The sequence below is a fragment of the Pseudomonas sp. IT-196MI5 genome (assembly GCF_949767415.1).
Lineage (GTDB): Bacteria > Pseudomonadota > Gammaproteobacteria > Pseudomonadales > Pseudomonadaceae > Aquipseudomonas.
This window is the reverse complement of the sequence record NZ_CATKPZ010000044.1, coordinates 318,065-334,950: the sequence shown is the minus strand read 5'-3', so window position 1 is coordinate 334,950 and position 16,886 is coordinate 318,065. Positions and strand designations below refer to the sequence as shown.

Sequence of the window (16,886 nt, the reverse complement as noted above, 5' to 3'; positions counted from 1 at the left end):
CGGGATGGCTGTTAAAAAGAAAACCGAAAAAGAAGGCAGCTCGTGGATCGGGAAGGTTGAAGAATATTCCCGAAAAATCTGGCTGGCTGGTTTAGGCGTGTACTCGAAGATCGACACTGACGGCAGCAAGCTCTTCGATACATTGGTCAAGGACGGCGAGAAAGCCGAGAAGCTCACCAAGAGCGCTGTTGGCAAGACTGTCGACGCCGCCAAGGACTCTGCTTCCTCGGCCAAATCGCGCATCAGCGGTGTGAAAGATCGCGCACTGGGCAAGTGGGATGAGCTGGAAGGCGCTTTTGACAAGCGTCTGAACAGCGCCATTTCGCGTCTGGGCGTGCCGAGCCGCAACGAAGTCAAGGCACTGCACAGCAAGGTCGATTCCCTGACCAAGCAAATCGAAAAACTCACGGGTGCCAAGGTTGCGCCTGTTGCGGCGAAAACCGCGGCGGCCAAACCTGCTGCCAAGGCTGCTGCCGCCAAGCCAGCAGCCAAAACTGCTGCCAAGCCACTGGCAAAAGCGGCGGCCAAGCCTGCTGCTAAAACCGCTGCTGCAAAACCTGCAGCGGCGAAGCCAGCAACCAAACCAGCCGCTAAAACGGCTGCGGCAAAACCCGCTGCTGCCAAGCCAGCAGCCAAACCTGCTGCGGCGAAAAAACCTGCAGTGAAAAAGCCGGCAGCTCCAAAAGCCGCCGCGCCAAAACCAGCAGTGGCAGCTGCCAAACCGACGACCCCGGCAGCTCCGGTCAGCGCATCGAACTCCGCTGCCGCGCCAACCCCTGCTGTCACCCCGACTGCCGCGCCAGCTCCATCGACGCCAACCAGTCAGTCCTGATATTCAGGGCTCAAGAAAACGCCCGGCCTGTGAAGGTCGGGCGTTTTTGTTTGTGCGCGATTCATTGAACACCGCAGTACCCTTGTGGGAGCGAGCTTGCTCGCGATGGCGGCCTTACAGTCACTTTTAATGTTGGATGTGCTGGCCTCATCGCGAGCAAGCTCGCTCCCACAGGGTTAGTGGGTGTCAGGGTTATTCGTGGTCCTTCAGATACTCCATCGCCATCTGTTCGGTCGCAGCCTTCATCGACGGCAGCAAGTGCGGCGCCACCAGCATCATGATCTGGTACACGACCAGCCTCACTTCACCCTCACGATCGAGAATCCTCTGATAGTCCAGTGAGAACAGCAGGGTCAGGGTGATCTGCTCCACCAGTTGCCCCAATGCCTGGGTATCGCTGACCAGCAGCCCTTGCGCCTGTAATCGTGCCAGCAGCGATGCCAGTGTGCGCTTGAGTGCATTGAGCAGATTGCGAATGCCCTTGGCCAGTTTCGGCAGGCGTCCGGCGAGGTTCGACAGATCCTGGAACAGGAACCGGTAGTGGGACAGGCGCTCGACGATCAGGTGCAGGAACAGCCAGTAATCTTCGGGCGCCAGTTCGACATCGGCCGGTGGATCGAGCAAGGGCGCCAGTTCGCCCTGAAAGCGCTCGAACAGCCCGAGAATCAGCGGTTCTTTGCCGTGGAAGTGGTAATAGAGGTTGCCCGGGCTGATGCCCATTTCATTGGCAACTTCCATGGTGGAGACATTCGGTTCGCCCTTTTGATTGAACAACTGCAGGGCACATTCGAGGATCCGGTCGCGGGTTTTCATCCAGTCTTCTTATTGATCGGGTCTTGCCACGGCCGGCAGAGGCCGCGGCGCGTTGAACGTCAGCGCACGCGCACGTAAGTACCGGGTGCTGCCTCCATCGGTGGGTAGTTCTGGTTGCCAAGCGCCATGTGGGTTTCCTTCTGCGCGCCGGAGCGTTCCTGAATCCAGCTCAGCCATTGGGTCCACCAACTGCCGTCGACATGCTTGCCATCGTAGTACCAGGCGCGGGGATCGCTGCTCAGTTTGCCGTTCTCGACGTAGTTGGCTTTCGGGTTGTTCGGCGGGTTGAGGATGCTCTGCACATGACCGCTGTTGGACAGCACGAAGCGGCGCTCGCCACCGAGCAGCAGCGTCGAGCGATACACCGCATCCCACGGTGTGATGTGATCGTTGATGCCGGCGACGCTGAAGCTGTCGACGGTGACCTTCTGTAAATCGATCGGCGTGCCACACACTTCCAGCCCGCCCGGGTGGGTCAGTGGGTTGTGCTTGAAGAAGTCCAGCAGGTCGCCATGCAGGGCGGCCGGCAAACGCGTGTTGTCGTTGTTCCAGTAGAGGATATCGAACGCCGGTGGCTCCTTGCCCAACAGGTAGTTGTTGACGAAGTAGCTCCAGATCAAATCGTTGGGGCGCATCCAGGCGAAGACTTTGGCCATATCGCGGCCGTCCAGCACACCTTTCTGATAGGAGCGGCGCTTGGCTGCCTCCAGAGTCTGTTCGTCGGCGAACAGCGAAGCGGGGCTGTCCAGCTGGCTGTCGAGCAGGCTCACCAGGTAAGTCGCGCTGGACACCCTGCGCAGCTGCCGCTTGGCCTGCAAGTGGCCTTGCAGCGCGGCGATGGTCAGCCCGCCGGCGCAGGCGCCCATCAGGTTGACCTCGCGTGCTCCGGTGATCGCCCGGCAGACATTCATGGCTTCTTCCACGGCTTCCACGTAGGTCGAGAGTCCCCATTCGCGGTGGCGCACATCCGGGTTGCGCCAGCTGATCATGAAGGTTTGCAGGCCGTTTTTGAGGGCGTACTGGACGAAGCTGTTGTGGGGGCTGAGGTCGAAGATGTAGTACTTGTTGATTTGCGGCGGTACCACCAGCAAGGGTTTGGAATACTGCTTTTCGCTCATCGGCTTGTACTGGATCAACTCCAGCAGTTCGTTGCGAAACACCACGGCACCGTTGGTGGTGGCGACCGTCTTGCCGACCTCGAACGCTTGCTTGGTGACTTGTCGGGGCAGGCCATCGTTGTGCAGCAGATCGTCCACTAAATGGCTGATGCCACGCACCAGGCTGTTACCGCCGGAATTGAATAGTTCCTTGACCGCCAGTGGATTGAGCAGGGTGTTGGAGGGCGATACGGCGTCGTTGAGCAAGGCGAAAGCGAAGTGGGCGCGGGCACGGTCGTCCGGGCTCATATCGCTCTCGTCGATCCAGCTTTTGACCTGCTTCTGCCAACTCAAATAGGCCTGCAGGCTGCGGCGATAAAACGGGTTGAGGCTCCACGCCGGGTCGGCGAAGCGAGCGTCCTGCGGGTTGGTCGGGTGCAGGGTTTCACCCAGCAGCACACGGCCGAGCTGACCACCGAGCTTGAGGGCGTGTCGGGCGCTGTGCACCGGATTGCGCAAGCCGTGGGCGGCCACACTGCGCAGGGTCGACAACAGATCCCGGCCGCGCAGGCCGGTAATCGCACTCTGTGCATTGATGAACGCGGCGGGAGTCGGTAGGGAATCCCTCGCTGGTTTCTCGCGCATGAGTCAACACTCCTTCGTCTTCAGGCCAAAAAACAAATTCACCGAACCAGAACACCATAGACGCTGTAACGGGTTGTTGCGCGGCGCGGCGTCCTGCCGACCGCTGATGCAGCGCTTTAGCCGCCCAATGGCGCTGGACGCGGATGCATCACCGCGCGCTGGCGCTCCTCTTCCAGGAATTTCATGATGATCGGGGCCACCGCTTCGGCCCGGGTAATCAGGAACAGATGCCCGTCATCGATGATGTGCAACTGGGCGTTGGGAATCCGCCAGGCCAGCAAGCGCATGTTGACCAACGGGATCAGTGGGTCATCGTCGCCGGCCAGTACCAGGGTCGGCTGGCGGATCTTGTGCAACCAGTGGATGCTGGTCCAGCCGAGGCCGGCGAACAGCTGCCAGTAGTAACCGAGCTTGCCCGCTGAACGCACCTTGGCCGCATGGCTCGCGGCCAGCGTCGGGTCGCGACGGAAAGAGCCGCCGTAGATCATCGGCGCAATGCGGATCACATGGGATGGCTGGATGTAACGTCGCGGGCTGGCCATCATCCACAGCACTTTCGGCTTGCCCGGCACCATCACCGCTCCCGCCGCCGTCGCCGCCAGCACGAGTTTCTTGCAGCGCTCCGGATAGTCGTAGGCGAATTGTTGGGCCAGGGCGCCACCCCAGGACACGCCGATGACGTTGACCTGCCCGTAGTCGAGATAGTCGAGCATGCGCGCCGTGAGTTTCGCCAGGCTCGGAAACCGATAAGGCCGGTTTGGTGTCGACGAACCGCCGACGCCGGGTACGTCGAAGGCGATGACTTCCAGGTCCGGATCCAGCGCCGCGATGAACGGGAACACCAGCTCCAGGTTGGCGCCGATGCCGTTGAAAATCAGCAGGGGCGTCAAGTGAGGCTTGCCGGGGCGTACCGCCGTGCGGAGCGTCTGGCCATCCAGATCGACGGTACGGAATATGAAGGGTTGCGGCATGCTTCTGGCCCTGTGGGTCGCTTTTTCCATTTCATCCCCAATCCCCTGTGGGAGCGAGCCTGCTCGCGATTGCGGTGTGCCAGTCAACACAATGGCTGAATGTATCGCCGTCATCGCGAGCAGGCTCGCTCCCACAGTGTGGGGCGAGGTGTGTCAGTTACCGCTCATGCACATAAGTGCCTGGCGCCGCTTCACCCGCTGGATAGGCCTTGTTGCCCAGTTTCAGCGGAGCTTTTTTCAGGTTGCCTGAACGTTGTGCCTGCCATGCCTGCCAGTGCAGCCACCAGGAGTCGGCATGCTTGGTTGACTCTTCCTGCCATTCATCGGCATTGACGGGCATTTCGGTGCTGGTCATGTAACGCGATTTCGGATTGCCCGGCGGGTTCAGAATGCTCTGGATGTGCCCGCTGCTGGACAGCACGAATTCAACGTTGCCGCCGAACAGTTGCGCCGATTTGTAGCAGGAACGCCACGGGGTGATGTGGTCGTTGGTGCCGGCCAGCGAGAAGATGTCGGCGGTGACTTTCTTCAGGTCGATCGGCGTGCCGCACACTTCCAGTGCATCGGCACGGGTCAACGGGTTACTTTTGAACATCTCGATCAGGTCGCCGTGGAACGCGGCGGGTAATCGGGTGGTGTCGTTGTTCCAGAACAGAATGTCGAACACCGGCGGTTCATTGCCCAGCAGGTAATTGTTGACCCAGTAGTTCCAGATCAGGTCGTTGGGGCGCATCCAGGCGAAGACTTTCGCCATGTCGCGGCCTTCGAGGACGCCGGCCTGGTAGGAGTGACGCTTGGCGGCTTCAAGGGTTTGCTCGTCGACGAACAGGGCCACGTCGCTGTCCAGAGTGGTGTCGAGCACGCTGACCAGCAGGGTCAGGGCATTGACCTTGCTCTCGCCGATTGCCGCGTAGTGGCCCAGCAGCGCGGTGCAGGTGATGCCGCCGGAGCAGGCGCCGAGCATGTTCACGTCTTTGCTGCCGGTAATGGCGGTGACCACATCGACCGCTTCCTTGAGCGCTTCGATATAGGTCGACAGGCCCCACTCACGCTGCTCCTTGGTCGGGTTGCGCCAGCTGACGATGAAGGTTTGCACGTTGTTGCGCAGACAGAACCGCGCCAGGCTCTTGTCCGGGCTCAGGTCGAAGACGTAGAACTTGTTGATCTGCGGCGGTACCACCAGCAGTGGGCGTTCATGCACCTGCTCGGTGATCGGCTTGTACTGGATCAGTTCCAGCACGTCGTTGCGAAAGACCACAGCACCCTCGGTCACGCCAAGGGTCTTGCCGACCTCGAAGGCGCCCATGTTGACCTGGCTCGGCATGCCGCCGTTGTGCACCAGGTCCTTGGCCAGGTGCGAGAGACCATCGAGCAGGCTTTTACCGCCGGTTTCGAAGAAACGCTTGACCGCCGCGGGGTTGGCCGCCGTGTTGGACGGCGCGAAAGCTTCGGTCATGAGGTTGATCACGAAGTGCCCGCGACTGACATCCTTGGCTGGCAGGTTACTGTCGTCGATCCAGGCGTGGAGTTCCTTGCGCCACGCCAGGTAGGTTTGCAGATAACGTTTGTAGAGCGGGTTCTGGCTCCAGGCCGGATCCGCGAAGCGACGGTCATCGCTGGTCGGTTGCAGCTCGGATTTGCCGAACAGTACGTTCTTGAGTTCAAGGCCGAAATGCGCAACATGCTTCGCGCTGTGCACGGGTTGCCTGATGGCCTGCCTGAGTACCATGCGAGCAGATGCCAGTAGATCCTTTCCACGCAGCCCAACGACAGGATTCAGCCCCAAGGTGTTTTCCGAGGCCTGATACTTCAAGTCATCGTTATTCTGTTTACTCATCTACGACGCTCCATTGTCCTGAGACGAGTACCGGGTCCTGCTGTGCAGTCACACAGCCAATGCCAGGTACTACTGCTCGGGGTGACCGTTAATACTGCATCGCTGCTTTTTTAATGCAGAGAGCACTGCAGGGAACTTGCCAGTTCCATTGGTTACCCGAGTTTAATTTTTTTCGCAAGCAGGCCAGTCGGTGGCCCTGAAGCGGAGCATTCAAACAGATGAAATTAGAAAATGCCCTCTAAAGAGCAAGAGGCTCGGATTAGAGCATCAGCTTGACGACGGATTCGTTCGGGTCGCGGGTTTTTCCGGCGGCTTTGAGCTCGGCCAGATAATCTTCCCAGAGTGCGTCATAACGTCGCCCCAGCTCGTACAGATATTCCCAGGTGAACAAGCCGCTGTCGTGGCCGTCGTCGAAGGTCAGTTTCAGTGCGTACTGACCGGCCGGTTCTACCTTGGTCAGGCCTACGTTGATCTTGCCGAATTGCAGGATGGGTTTGCCGTGGCCCTGGACCTCGGCGGAAGGAGAGTGCACGCGCAGGAACTCGGCGGGCAGGGTGTATTCCTCGCCGGACGCGTATTTGAGCGTCAGGGTTTTCGAGGCTTTGTGCAGCTTGATGTCGGTGGGGATCATGACCGGATTTCCGTCTTGTGCGGAACCTTGTGGGAGCGAGCTCGCTCGCGATAGCGGTATCACATTCAACATCTATGTCGAATGAGATGGCCTCATCGCGAGCAAGCTCGCTCCCACAGGATATCTATCGCTGTAAGTATGGCTTACAGGATATAACGGGACAGGTCTTCGTTCTGCGCCAATTCGCCCAGGTGGCTGTTGACATAGTCGGCATCGATCTGGATGACCTTGCCGTCATGGACGCTGGCCAGGTCGCCGGCGCTGAACGACACCTCTTCGAGCAGGCGCTCGAGCAGGGTGTGCAGGCGACGGGCACCGATGTTTTCGGTTTTCTCGTTGACCTGCCAGGCGATCTCCGCGATGCGCTTGATGCCGCTCGGCAGGAACTCGATGCCCAGGCCTTCGGTTTTCAGCAGGGCGCAATATTGCTCGGTGAGCGAGGCATGCGGCTCGCTGAGGATGCGTTCGAAATCTTCCGGGCTCAGGGCCTTGAGTTCGACACGAATCGGCAGACGACCTTGCAGCTCGGGCACCAGGTCGCTCGGCTTGCTCAGGTGGAACGCACCGGAAGCAATGAACAGGATGTGGTCGGTCTTGACCATGCCCAGTTTGGTATTGACGGTGCAGCCTTCGATCAGCGGCAGCAAGTCGCGCTGCACCCCTTCGCGGGACACATCGACGCCACCGGAATTGCCACGCTTGGCGACCTTGTCGATTTCGTCGATGAACACGATGCCGTGCTGCTCGACCGCTTCCAGGGCCTTGGCCTTCAACTCTTCATCGTTGACCAGGCGGCTGGCTTCTTCGTCGCGCACCAGCTTGAGCGCATCCTTGACCTTGAGCTTGCGGCTCTTGTGCTTGCCCTTGCCCATGTTGGCGAACAGGCTTTGCAGCTGGTTGGTCATCTCTTCCATGCCCGGTGGCGCGGAGATATCGACGCCAGCCATTTCGGCGACTTCGATTTCGATCTCCTTGTCGTCCAGCTGACCTTCGCGCAGGCGCTTGCGGAACAACTGACGGGTGTTGGAGTCGGCAGTCGGGGCATCGTCACTACTGAAGCCCATGCGTGCCGGTGGCAGCAGTGCGTCGAGGATGCGCTCTTCTGCTGCATCTTCGGCGCGGTGACGAACCTTGACGATTTCCTGCTCGCGCAGCAGCTTGATCGCGGCATCGGCCAGGTCACGAATGATCGATTCGACGTCGCGGCCGACATAGCCGACTTCGGTGAACTTGGTCGCTTCGACCTTGATGAACGGTGCGTTGGCCAGTTTCGCCAGGCGTCGGGCGATCTCGGTTTTACCGACACCGGTCGGGCCGATCATCAGGATGTTCTTGGGTGTTACTTCAACGCGCAGCTCTTCAGGCAGCTGCATGCGGCGCCAGCGGTTGCGCAGGGCAATGGCGACGGCGCGCTTGGCATCGTCCTGGCCGATGATGTGGCGGTTGAGTTCGTGGACGATTTCACGGGGAGTCATGGACATAATATTCTGTGGACCTCAAGCAAGAATGAGCCGTGGTGCGGTGGGCTGCACGGGCTTACTCGGCGCAGTCCTGCTCCTCAATGGTCTGGGTGTGGTTGGTGAATACACAGATGTCGCCGGCGATACCGAGGGCGGTTTCGACGATTTCCCGGGCCGACAGATCAGTCTTTTTCAGCAGCGCGCTGGCGGCGGCCTGGGCGTAGGCGCCACCGGAACCCATGGCGATCAGGCCCTCTTCAGGTTCGACCACGTCGCCGTTGCCGGTGATGATCAGGGAGGCGTCTTTGTTGGCGACCGCGAGCATGGCTTCGAGGCGGCTCAGGGAGCGGTCGGTGCGCCATTCTTTGGCGAGTTCGACAGCGGCGCGCACCAGGTGGCCCTGGTGTTTCTCAAGTTGGCCTTCGAAGCGTTCGAAGAGGGTAAAGGCGTCAGCGGTGGCACCGGCAAAACCGGCGAGGACCTGGCCGTGGTACAGGCGACGAACTTTTTTCGCGTTGCCTTTCATCACGGTATTACCAAGGGAAACCTGGCCGTCGCCGCCCATGACGACTTTGCCGTGGCGGCGAACTGAAACGATGGTGGTCAAGGGAAGAGTCTCCACGCAGCGGGGCGAAAATGCCTTATGCCCATCCATATGGGGGTGCTGGAGTGGATTTCAACTGCGGGGCGAGACGAGGGACGAATGGTGTGAATCGAGTTCTGGATATAGTGCCCTTTCAGGCGCATTCGCTGGCAAGCCAGCTCCTACAGGGTTTGTCGAATATTCTGTAGGAGCTGGCTTGCCAGCGAAGAACGATGACGCGGTGGTTCTGACGGGATCAGCGGCTCTGGCGTTGTTGTAACAAAAGATTGCTAAAGCCCGCACCCGCCAGTTGTTTCTGGGCCGTGGTCAGTTGTTCGCGATTGCTGAACGGACCGACCAGCACCCGATACCAGGTTTCATCCTTCACCGTGCCCGATTCAACCGCTACAGCCTGGCCCAGCAGGATGATCTGCGCCCGAACCTTGTCTGCATCAGTCTCTTTGCGGAACGAGCCCGCCTGCAGGAAAAACTTCGTCACAGGCGCGGCCTTGACCGCAGGTGCGGGTGGCGGCGTGATTCCGGCCAGGGCTGCCTGGGCGCGAGCCGTGTCGATCTTCGCCGCTTCGGCCGGGGTAACCGGCGTGGTCGGGATGACCGGCACTTGTGGCGTCGGCAGGGTTTTTTCCGGCACGGCATCCGGAGGCACGATGACTTCCGATTCCGGAAGCAAGGTGTAGAAGTCGTACTTTGGCTTCACCGGTTGCGTCGGGCTCGGCGGGGTCTTGTTGGCCTCGGCGATCTTGCTGGCTTTCTGCTGTTGCTGTTGTTCGACCTTTTCACGCTTGACCGTGTCGCTGCCCTTGCCCGGCTCCAGCTTCATCAGAAATACGATGAAGGCGCCGACTGTCAGGCCGATCGCCATCCACAGCCAGCCCGGAATCGGTTGCTTTGCAGGAGCTTGGTAACGGCTGGCGCCACGCTTGGGTGCAGGTTTTTTCTTGGCAGCCAACTTACATACGCTCCAGAGTTTCCAGGCCCAAGAGTTCCAGGCCTTGCTTGAGGGTGCGTCCGGTCAGCGCGGCGAGGCGCAGGCGGCTCTGCATTTGTGCCGGGGTATCGGCGGCGAGGATCGGGCAGTTCTCGTAGAAGCTGGAGAACAGGCCCGCGACGTCGTACAGGTAAGTGCAAAGGATGTGCGGGGTGCCTTTTTCGGACACGTTGTTCAGGACTTCACCGAACTGCGCGAGTTTCGCCGCCAGCTCGTGTTCGTGCGCCGCTTCCAGAACGATCTGGCCGTCGACTTCGCTGAAGTCCTTGCCGAGTTTGCGGAACACGCCGGCCACGCGGGTGTAGGCGTACAGCAGGTACGGCGCGGTGTTGCCTTCGAAGTTGAGCATCAGGTCGAAGTTGAAGCTGTAGTCACTGGTGCGGTGCTTGGACAGGTCGGCGTATTTCACTGCGCCGATGCCCACGACCTTGGCGATGTTGCGCAACTCGGCTTCGGCCAACTCCGGGTTCTTGTCCTTGACCAGGGTGTAGGCGCGCTCCTGGGCTTCGGTCAGCAGATCGATCAGCTTCACGGTGCCGCCGTCACGGGTCTTGAACGGACGGCCGTCAGCGCCGTTCATGGTGCCGAAGCCCATGTGTTCCATTTCCATCGGATGGGTCACGAAACCGGCCTTGCGTGCCACGGCGAACACTTGCTGGAAGTGCAGGGCCTGGCGTTGGTCGACGAAATACAGCGCACGATCGGCCTTGAGCTTGCCGCTGCGGTAGCGCACGGCCGCCAGGTCGGTGGTGGCGTAGAGGTAGCCGCCGTCAGCCTTGACGATGATCACCGGCAGCGGGTCGCCATCGGCATTCTTGAATTCGTCGAGGAACACGCACTGGGCGCCGTTGCTCTCGACCAGCATGCCCGCCGCCTTCAAGTCGTTGACCACGTTGATCAGGTCGTCGTTGTAGGCACTTTCGCCCATCACGTCGGCCATGGTCAGTTTGACGTTGAGCAGTTCGTAGATCTTCTGGCAGTGGGACAGCGAGATGTCCTTGAACTTGGTCCACAGTGCCAGGCAATCGGCGTCGCCGGCCTGCAGCTTGACCACCAGGCCACGGGCGCGGTCGGCGAACTCTGCGGATTCGTCGAAGCGTTGCTTGGCGGCACGGTAGAAGTTTTCCAGGTCCGACAGTTCATCGCTGGTGATCGGGTTTTCCTGCAGGTAAGCCATCAGCATGCCGAACTGGGTGCCCCAGTCGCCGACGTGGTTCTGACGGATTACGGTGTCGCCGAGGAATTCGAGTACCCGGGCCACGCCGTCGCCGATGATGGTCGAACGCAAGTGGCCGACGTGCATTTCTTTGGCCAGGTTCGGCGCCGACAGGTCGACCACGGTGCGCTGTACCGGGCCGGCCTTGCGCACGCCGATGTGGGCGTCGGCCAGGGCGGCGTCCAGGCGGGTCGCCAGGGCATCGGTGTTCTGGAAGAAGTTCAGGAAGCCGGGACCCGCGATTTCGGTCTTGGCGACGTTTTCGTCAGCCGGCAGCGCGGCGATGATTTTTTCCGCCAGATCGCGGGGCTTCATGCCGGCCGGCTTGGCCAGCATCATGGCGATGTTGCTGGCGAAGTCGCCGTTTTTCTTGTCGCGGGAGTTCTCCACCTGGATCGCCGGCGACAGGCCTTCAGGCAACACACCTTCGTTGACGAGTTGGGTGATGGCTTGTTGGATCAGCTGGCGAATGGTGTCTTTCATGGTCTTCTCTTTCGACCGCAGGCGCGGCGGCGCATCATGCGCTGGTGGAAAAACTGGGCATTATCCGTTGCGAAGACGGGCTTGCCAACCTTAGCAGGCAGGATGTGGATGTGTGGTGACAATTTGGCCGCTTTCGCGAGCAGGCTCGCTCCCACAATGGTTCAGCTGTGTTCACACATTTTGCTATCGACACAAAACTCCTGTGGGAGCGAGCCTGCTCGCGAAGGCAATCTTCCAATCAATACAAATCTACGGGGTCTACATCCAAAGACCAGCGCACCGCCCGCCCGCTCGGCATCTGCTCCAGCACCAGCAACCAACTGGCCAGCAATCGATGCAAAGGGGCTCGCGCCGTAGCCTGCAACAACAACTGCGCACGATAGCGCCCGGCCCGGCGCTCCATCGGTGCCGGGACCGGTCCCAATAGCTCGATCCCCGTCAGATTCTGCTCGGCCAGCAAGCGTTCCGCCTCGCTGCACGCCTCATCGAGGAAGCCTTCGGCCTGACCCGGTTTGTGCGCTTCGGCTCGCAGTAGCGCCAGGTGCGCAAACGGTGGCAAACCGGCCGCACGGCGCTCGCTCAAGGCCTGTTCGGCAAAGGCGAAATAGCCTTGCTCGGTCAATTGCACCAGCAGTGGGTGGTCGGCCAGGTGCGTCTGGATAATCACTTTACCCGGCTCTTCGGCGCGGCCTGCGCGGCCGGCGACCTGCACGATCAACTGAGCCATGCGCTCGCTGGCGCGGAAGTCGCCGGAGAACAAGCCGCCGTCGGCGTCGAGGATCGACACCAGCGTCACCCGTGGAAAGTGGTGGCCTTTGGCAAGCATTTGCGTGCCGATCAAAATGCACGGCTGACCTTTTTGAATGGTCGCGAACAACTGGTTCATCGCGTCCTTGCGCGATGTGCTGTCGCGGTCGACCCGCAGCACCGGATAGTCCGGGAACAGAATCGCCAGACGCTCCTCGGCCCGTTCGGTGCCGGCGCCCACGGGGCGCAGATCGACCTTGTTGCACTTGGGGCACTGGCGCGGCACACGCTCGACGTAGCCGCAATGGTGGCAGCGCAATTCACCGTGACGCTGGTGCACGGTCATCCGCGCGTCGCAACGCTGGCACTCGGACATCCAGCCACAGTCATGGCACAACAGGGTCGGGGCGAAGCCGCGGCGGTTGAGGAACACCAGTACCTGCTGCCCGGCAGCCAGGGTCTGTCCAATGGCCTGTTGCATCGGCCCGGAAATGCCGCTGTCCAGCGGACGGCTTTTGACGTCCAGGCGCAGGAAGCGCGGCTGTTTGGCACCGCCGGCGCGCTCGTTCAAGCGCAGCAGCCCGTAGCGGCCGGTGTAGGCGTTGTGCAGGCTTTCCAGTGAAGGGGTGGCGGAGCCGAGGACGATCGGGATGTTTTCCTGTCGCGCCCGCACCAGCGCCAGATCGCGGGCGTGATAGCGCAAGCCTTCCTGCTGTTTATAGGAACCGTCGTGTTCTTCGTCGATGATGATCAGGCCGGGGTTCTTCATCGGTGTGAACAGGGCCGAACGGGTGCCAATAATAATGTCGGCCTCACCGTCCCGGGCGGCCAGCCAGGCCTCGAGGCGTTCGCGGTCATTGACCGCCGAATGGATCAACGCAATGCGGGCATTGAAACGCTGTTCGAAGCGCGCCAGGGTCTGCGGGCCGAGGTTGATTTCCGGGATCAGCACCAGTGCTTGCTTGCCAGCCTCGAGGGTTTCGCGGATCAACTGTAAATAGACTTCGGTCTTGCCGCTGCCGGTGACGCCGGCCAGCAGGAACGCGTGATAACTGTCGAAGCCGGCGCGAATCGCCTCATAGGCGGCGCGTTGCTCGGGGTTCAGCGGCAGTTCCGGTTGCGCCAGCCAGTGTTCGTGGCGTACGCCCGGGGCGTGGCGGCGGATCTCGACCTGCACCAGCTCCTTGGCCAGCAGTAAATCCAGACTGTCCTTGCTCAGCATCAGTTTGCTCAGCAACTGATGGGCGACGCCGTGGGGATGCTGGGCCAGCGTGGCCAGGGCTTCGCGCTGGCGCGGGGCGCGGGCGATGCGCGGATCATCAAGGCTGGCGCCAGGCGCGGCGGACCAGAAGCGCTCCTGGCGCGCTTCGGCCAGCTCACCCTGGCGCAGCAAAACCGGCAGCGCCCAGCTCAAGGTGTCGCCGAGGCTGTGCTGGTAATACTGGGAGGTCCACAGGCACAGCTTGAACAGCGCGGGCGGCAGTGGTGGCGTAGCGTCGAGCAAGGCCAGGGCCGGCTTTAGTTTCTCGGCCGGGACTTCGCTGGTGTTGGTGACTTCCACCAGAATCCCGATCATCTCGCGCCGGCCGAACGGTACCCGCAGGCGCATGCCGGGGTGCAGTTGCGCGCGCAGGACGCCGGCCGGAGCGCGGTAGTCAAACAGGCGGCGCAGCGGCGAAGGCAGGGCGAGGCGCAAAATGGCGTTGGGCACGCGGGGGGATCTCGATCAACAAACAATAGGGGGGCGTGACATATAACCTGTAGGAGTGAGCCTGCTCGCGATAGCGGTCTTGCATTCAACATTGCGGCGACTGGCAGACCGCTATCGCGAGCAGGCTCACTCCTACAGGGGATCGCGTATTGGGCCGGGAGCCTAGCAGACGACTGGTTTCAGGGACAGCTTGCGTGATCAGGATTGTCTGGTAGAATCCGCGGCCTAATTACGTGCGGTATTCAACAATAGTGTTGGGTGGCGGCACGCTAGCCTGAGGAAGACACCATGAAAGCTGATATCCATCCAGAATACCCGGCAGTTGCTGTTACCTGCAGCTGCGGCAACAAGTTCGAAACCCGTTCGACCTTCGGCAAAGCCCTGGCGATCGACGTTTGCAACGAATGCCACCCGTTCTACACCGGTAAGCAGAAGACTCTGGACACTGGCGGCCGCGTTCAGCGCTTCGCCGACCGTTTCGGTGCTTTCGGCAAGAAAGCTCCAGCTGCTGCAGAGTAAGGTTAAAGAGCCTTATGGGCTTTTCCTTGCAGTTAAAAAAGGCGTCCCTTGCGGGCGCCTTTTTTGTGTCCGCGATTTGGCTGTCTGGCGCCCAGGCGTTTTGCCCGGCACCCAGCGGCTTGACGTCCGTCGCGGTGCAGCGGGTAGTGGACGGCGACACCCTGCGCCTGAGCGATGGCCGCAGCGTGCGCATGATCGGCTTGAACACGCCGGAGCTGGGCAAGAAGGGCCGTTCCGATGAACCATTTGCCGTGGCCGCGCGCAAACGCCTCGAAGCCCTGGTGGCGGCGAGTGACGGACGGGTCGGGTTGGTGCCTGGCGAAGAAAGCGAGGACCATTACGGCCGCACCCTGGCCCATGTCTACGGTGCCAATGGCGCCAACCTCGAGGCGCAGATGCTCGCCGAAGGCCTGGGCTTTCTGGTGGCCGTGGCGCCGAATGTCGATCTGGTCGCCTGTCAGCAAGCGGCCGAGCGCAGTGCGCGTCAGGCCGGGCTCGGGTTGTGGCGCCAGTCACCTGTACTGAAAGCGGAGCAGATCAGCGCCTCCGGCTTTGCCGTGCTCAGCGGTCGTGTGAGCAAGGTTCAGCGCAATCGCGGCGGGGTTTGGATCGAGTTGCAGGATTCGGTTGTATTGCGCGTTGCACCCAATCTGCTGGGGCGTTTCGATGTGAGCTCACTGGAAAGCCTCAAGGGCAAGCAGGTCGAGGCGCGCGGCTGGGTGCTGGATCGCTCGCGCAAAGGCGGTCTCAAGGATGGCCAGGCGCGCTGGATGTTGCCCTTGACCGATCCGGCGATGCTGCAAGCGGCGCAGTGATAAAAAATTGTAGACATTTTTTCTGTCAATTGTGAACAGTCCGACCCTTGTGTGCCGTGGCTCTTGGCCCAAAGTCGTAGGGCCGGGCGCTTGACAGGGGTGACCGGTCAGTCTTGTGGGGACTTTGCGAGGGGCGTATCCTCGCTGACCAGTCTGTCCAACAGTAAAAAGCGGAATGCCAAAATGTCTGATCTGAAAACTGCCGCTCTCGAATATCACGCCAATCCTCGTCCAGGGAAGCTGAGTGTCGAGCTCACCAAGGCCACTGCTACCGCTCGCGACCTGTCGCTGGCCTACAGCCCGGGCGTAGCCGAACCAGTACGCGAGATCGCCCGCGATCCTGAACTGGCCTACAAGTACACCGGCAAAGGCAACCTGGTTGCAGTTATTTCCGATGGCACCGCGATTCTCGGCCTGGGTAACCTCGGCCCATTGGCCTCCAAGCCAGTGATGGAAGGTAAAGGCGTACTGTTCAAGCGCTTCGCCGGCATCGACGTTTTCGACATCGAAGTCGACTCCGAAAGCCCGCAAGCCTTCATCGACACCGTCAAGCGTATCTCCATTACCTTCGGTGGCATCAACCTGGAAGACATCAAGGCACCAGAGTGCTTTGAAATCGAACGTGCTCTGATCGAGCAGTGCGATATCCCGGTATTCCACGATGACCAGCACGGCACCGCTATCGTGACCGCGGCCGGCATGATCAACGCCCTGGAAATCGCTGGCAAAACCTTGCCGGAAGCCAAGATCGTCTGCCTGGGTGCCGGCGCCGCCGCCATCTCCTGCATGAAATTGCTGGTGAGCATGGGCGCCAACATCGAAAACATCTACATGGTCGACCGTACCGGCGTGATCCACTCCGGCCGTGACGACCTGAACCAGTACAAGGCGGTGTTCGCTCACGCGACCGACAAGCGCACCCTGGCTGACGCTCTGCAAGGCGCTGACGTGTTTGTAGGCCTGTCCGGTCCGAACCTGCTGAGCGCTGAAGGCCTGCTGTCGATGGCGCCTAACCCGATCGTGTTCGCCTGCTCCAACCCTGATCCGGAAATCGCCCCGGAACTGGCGCACGCCACCCGTAACGACGTGATCATGGCCACCGGTCGTTCCGACTACCCGAACCAGGTCAACAACGTACTGGGCTTCCCGTTCATCTTCCGTGGTGCCCTGGACGTTCGCGCCAAGCGCATCAACGAAGAAATGAAAGTGGCTGCGGCCAACGCCCTGCGCGAACTGGCCAAGCTGCCGGTGCCTCAGGAAGTGTGCGACGCCTACGGCGGCATCAAGCTGGAATTCGGTCGTGAGTACATCATTCCGAAGCCAATGGATGCCCGTCTGATCACCCTGATCTCCGATGCCGTGGCTAAAGCCGCCATCGAGACCGGTGTGGCAACCCTGCCGTATCCGAAGAACTACCCGCTCAAAAGCGTGGATGATGTGTTCAACGGCTAAGCCGTTGTAGCGCTTCAACGAAAAGCCCTGGCTCGTGAGAGTCGGGGTTTTTTTGTGCCTGATGT

At 60.9% G+C, this 16,886-nt stretch carries 14 protein-coding genes; 4 read left to right on the top strand and 10 right to left on the bottom strand.

The window, feature by feature from the left end:
• Positions 1-4 precede the first annotated feature (4 nt).
• The gene (locus ACM6IK_RS22445) at positions 5-832 is read left to right on the top strand and encodes a phasin family protein (RefSeq protein WP_414876049.1); all 828 of its coding nucleotides are present in this window, start codon (positions 5-7) and stop codon (positions 830-832) included.
• A gap of 192 nt (positions 833-1,024) precedes the next feature.
• On the opposite strand, the gene ACM6IK_RS22440 is transcribed toward ACM6IK_RS22445, so the two are convergent.
• The 10 genes from ACM6IK_RS22440 to ACM6IK_RS22395 all read right to left on the bottom strand — a co-directional run bounded on the left by ACM6IK_RS22440 (position 1,025) and on the right by ACM6IK_RS22395 (position 14,035).
• Positions 1,025-1,645 carry a TetR/AcrR family transcriptional regulator gene (locus tag ACM6IK_RS22440; RefSeq protein WP_108216231.1) on the bottom strand — a complete coding sequence of 207 codons (621 nt, stop codon included), beginning with the start codon at positions 1,643-1,645 and terminating at the stop codon, positions 1,025-1,027.
• Between the two features lie 59 nt (positions 1,646-1,704).
• A complete protein-coding gene (gene phaC, locus ACM6IK_RS22435) occupies positions 1,705-3,387 on the bottom strand; it encodes a class II poly(R)-hydroxyalkanoic acid synthase (RefSeq protein WP_414876048.1) in 1,683 nt (560 codons plus the stop codon).
• Positions 3,388-3,503: 116 nt separating this feature from the next.
• Positions 3,504-4,358, bottom strand: coding sequence for a poly(3-hydroxyalkanoate) depolymerase (gene phaZ, locus ACM6IK_RS22430; RefSeq protein ID WP_108216233.1), 855 nt, complete (start codon positions 4,356-4,358; stop codon positions 3,504-3,506).
• Between the two features lie 157 nt (positions 4,359-4,515).
• A complete protein-coding gene (phaC, locus tag ACM6IK_RS22425) occupies positions 4,516-6,195 on the bottom strand; it encodes a class II poly(R)-hydroxyalkanoic acid synthase (protein WP_414876047.1) in 1,680 nt (559 codons plus the stop codon).
• Positions 6,196-6,454: 259 nt separating this feature from the next.
• The gene (locus ACM6IK_RS22420) at positions 6,455-6,826 is read right to left on the bottom strand and encodes a gamma-butyrobetaine hydroxylase-like domain-containing protein (protein WP_223501798.1); all 372 of its coding nucleotides are present in this window, start codon (positions 6,824-6,826) and stop codon (positions 6,455-6,457) included.
• Positions 6,827-6,969: 143 nt separating this feature from the next.
• Positions 6,970-8,307, bottom strand: a complete 1,338-nt coding sequence (hslU, locus tag ACM6IK_RS22415) for an HslU--HslV peptidase ATPase subunit (RefSeq protein WP_414876046.1) — start codon at positions 8,305-8,307, stop codon at positions 6,970-6,972.
• 55 nt (positions 8,308-8,362) lie between these two features.
• Positions 8,363-8,893, bottom strand: coding sequence for an ATP-dependent protease subunit HslV (gene hslV / locus ACM6IK_RS22410; RefSeq protein WP_414876045.1), 531 nt, complete (start codon positions 8,891-8,893; stop codon positions 8,363-8,365).
• A 232-nt stretch (positions 8,894-9,125) separates the two neighbouring features.
• Entirely contained in the window at positions 9,126-9,839 is a 714-nt protein-coding gene (locus ACM6IK_RS22405) for an SPOR domain-containing protein (protein WP_108216237.1), read from the bottom strand.
• A 1-nt stretch (position 9,840) separates the two neighbouring features.
• Positions 9,841-11,577, bottom strand: coding sequence for an arginine--tRNA ligase (gene argS / locus ACM6IK_RS22400; protein WP_414876044.1), 1,737 nt, complete (start codon positions 11,575-11,577; stop codon positions 9,841-9,843).
• A gap of 238 nt (positions 11,578-11,815) precedes the next feature.
• Positions 11,816-14,035 carry a primosomal protein N' gene (locus ACM6IK_RS22395; protein WP_414876043.1) on the bottom strand — a complete coding sequence of 740 codons (2,220 nt, stop codon included), beginning with the start codon at positions 14,033-14,035 and terminating at the stop codon, positions 11,816-11,818.
• A 288-nt stretch (positions 14,036-14,323) separates the two neighbouring features.
• Here ACM6IK_RS22395 and rpmE point away from each other — a divergent pair, with 288 nt between their 5' ends.
• From rpmE to ACM6IK_RS22380, 3 genes are all read left to right on the top strand, one after another.
• The gene (rpmE, locus tag ACM6IK_RS22390; RefSeq protein WP_053153366.1) at positions 14,324-14,554 is read left to right on the top strand and encodes a 50S ribosomal protein L31; all 231 of its coding nucleotides are present in this window, start codon (positions 14,324-14,326) and stop codon (positions 14,552-14,554) included.
• Positions 14,555-14,568: 14 nt separating this feature from the next.
• Entirely contained in the window at positions 14,569-15,369 is an 801-nt protein-coding gene (locus ACM6IK_RS22385; protein ID WP_414876042.1) for a thermonuclease family protein, read from the top strand.
• Positions 15,370-15,552: 183 nt separating this feature from the next.
• On the top strand, positions 15,553-16,821 hold the full coding sequence (locus ACM6IK_RS22380) for a malic enzyme-like NAD(P)-binding protein (RefSeq protein WP_095942355.1): 1,269 nt from the start codon (positions 15,553-15,555) through the stop codon (positions 16,819-16,821).
• The last annotated feature ends 65 nt before the right edge of the window (positions 16,822-16,886 follow it).

Excerpts from the sequence above, each read along its gene's own strand:
- ACM6IK_RS22420 (WP_223501798.1), bottom strand. The coding sequence starts at position 6,826 with ATGATCCCCACCGACATCAAGCTGCACAAAGCCTCGAAAACCCTGACG.
- ACM6IK_RS22380 (WP_095942355.1), top strand. The coding sequence starts at position 15,553 with ATGTCTGATCTGAAAACTGCCGCTCTCGAATATCACGCCAATCCTCGT.
- ACM6IK_RS22445 (WP_414876049.1), top strand. The coding sequence starts at position 5 with ATGGCTGTTAAAAAGAAAACCGAAAAAGAAGGCAGCTCGTGGATCGGG.
- ACM6IK_RS22385 (WP_414876042.1), top strand. The coding sequence starts at position 14,569 with ATGGGCTTTTCCTTGCAGTTAAAAAAGGCGTCCCTTGCGGGCGCCTTT.
- hslU (WP_414876046.1), bottom strand. The coding sequence starts at position 8,307 with ATGTCCATGACTCCCCGTGAAATCGTCCACGAACTCAACCGCCACATC.
- phaZ (WP_108216233.1), bottom strand. The coding sequence starts at position 4,358 with ATGCCGCAACCCTTCATATTCCGTACCGTCGATCTGGATGGCCAGACG.
- ACM6IK_RS22440 (WP_108216231.1), bottom strand. The coding sequence starts at position 1,645 with ATGAAAACCCGCGACCGGATCCTCGAATGTGCCCTGCAGTTGTTCAAT.
- phaC (WP_414876047.1), bottom strand. The coding sequence starts at position 6,195 with ATGAGTAAACAGAATAACGATGACTTGAAGTATCAGGCCTCGGAAAAC.
- argS (WP_414876044.1), bottom strand. The coding sequence starts at position 11,577 with ATGAAAGACACCATTCGCCAGCTGATCCAACAAGCCATCACCCAACTC.
- rpmE (WP_053153366.1), top strand. The coding sequence starts at position 14,324 with ATGAAAGCTGATATCCATCCAGAATACCCGGCAGTTGCTGTTACCTGC.
- phaC (WP_414876048.1), bottom strand. The coding sequence starts at position 3,387 with ATGCGCGAGAAACCAGCGAGGGATTCCCTACCGACTCCCGCCGCGTTC.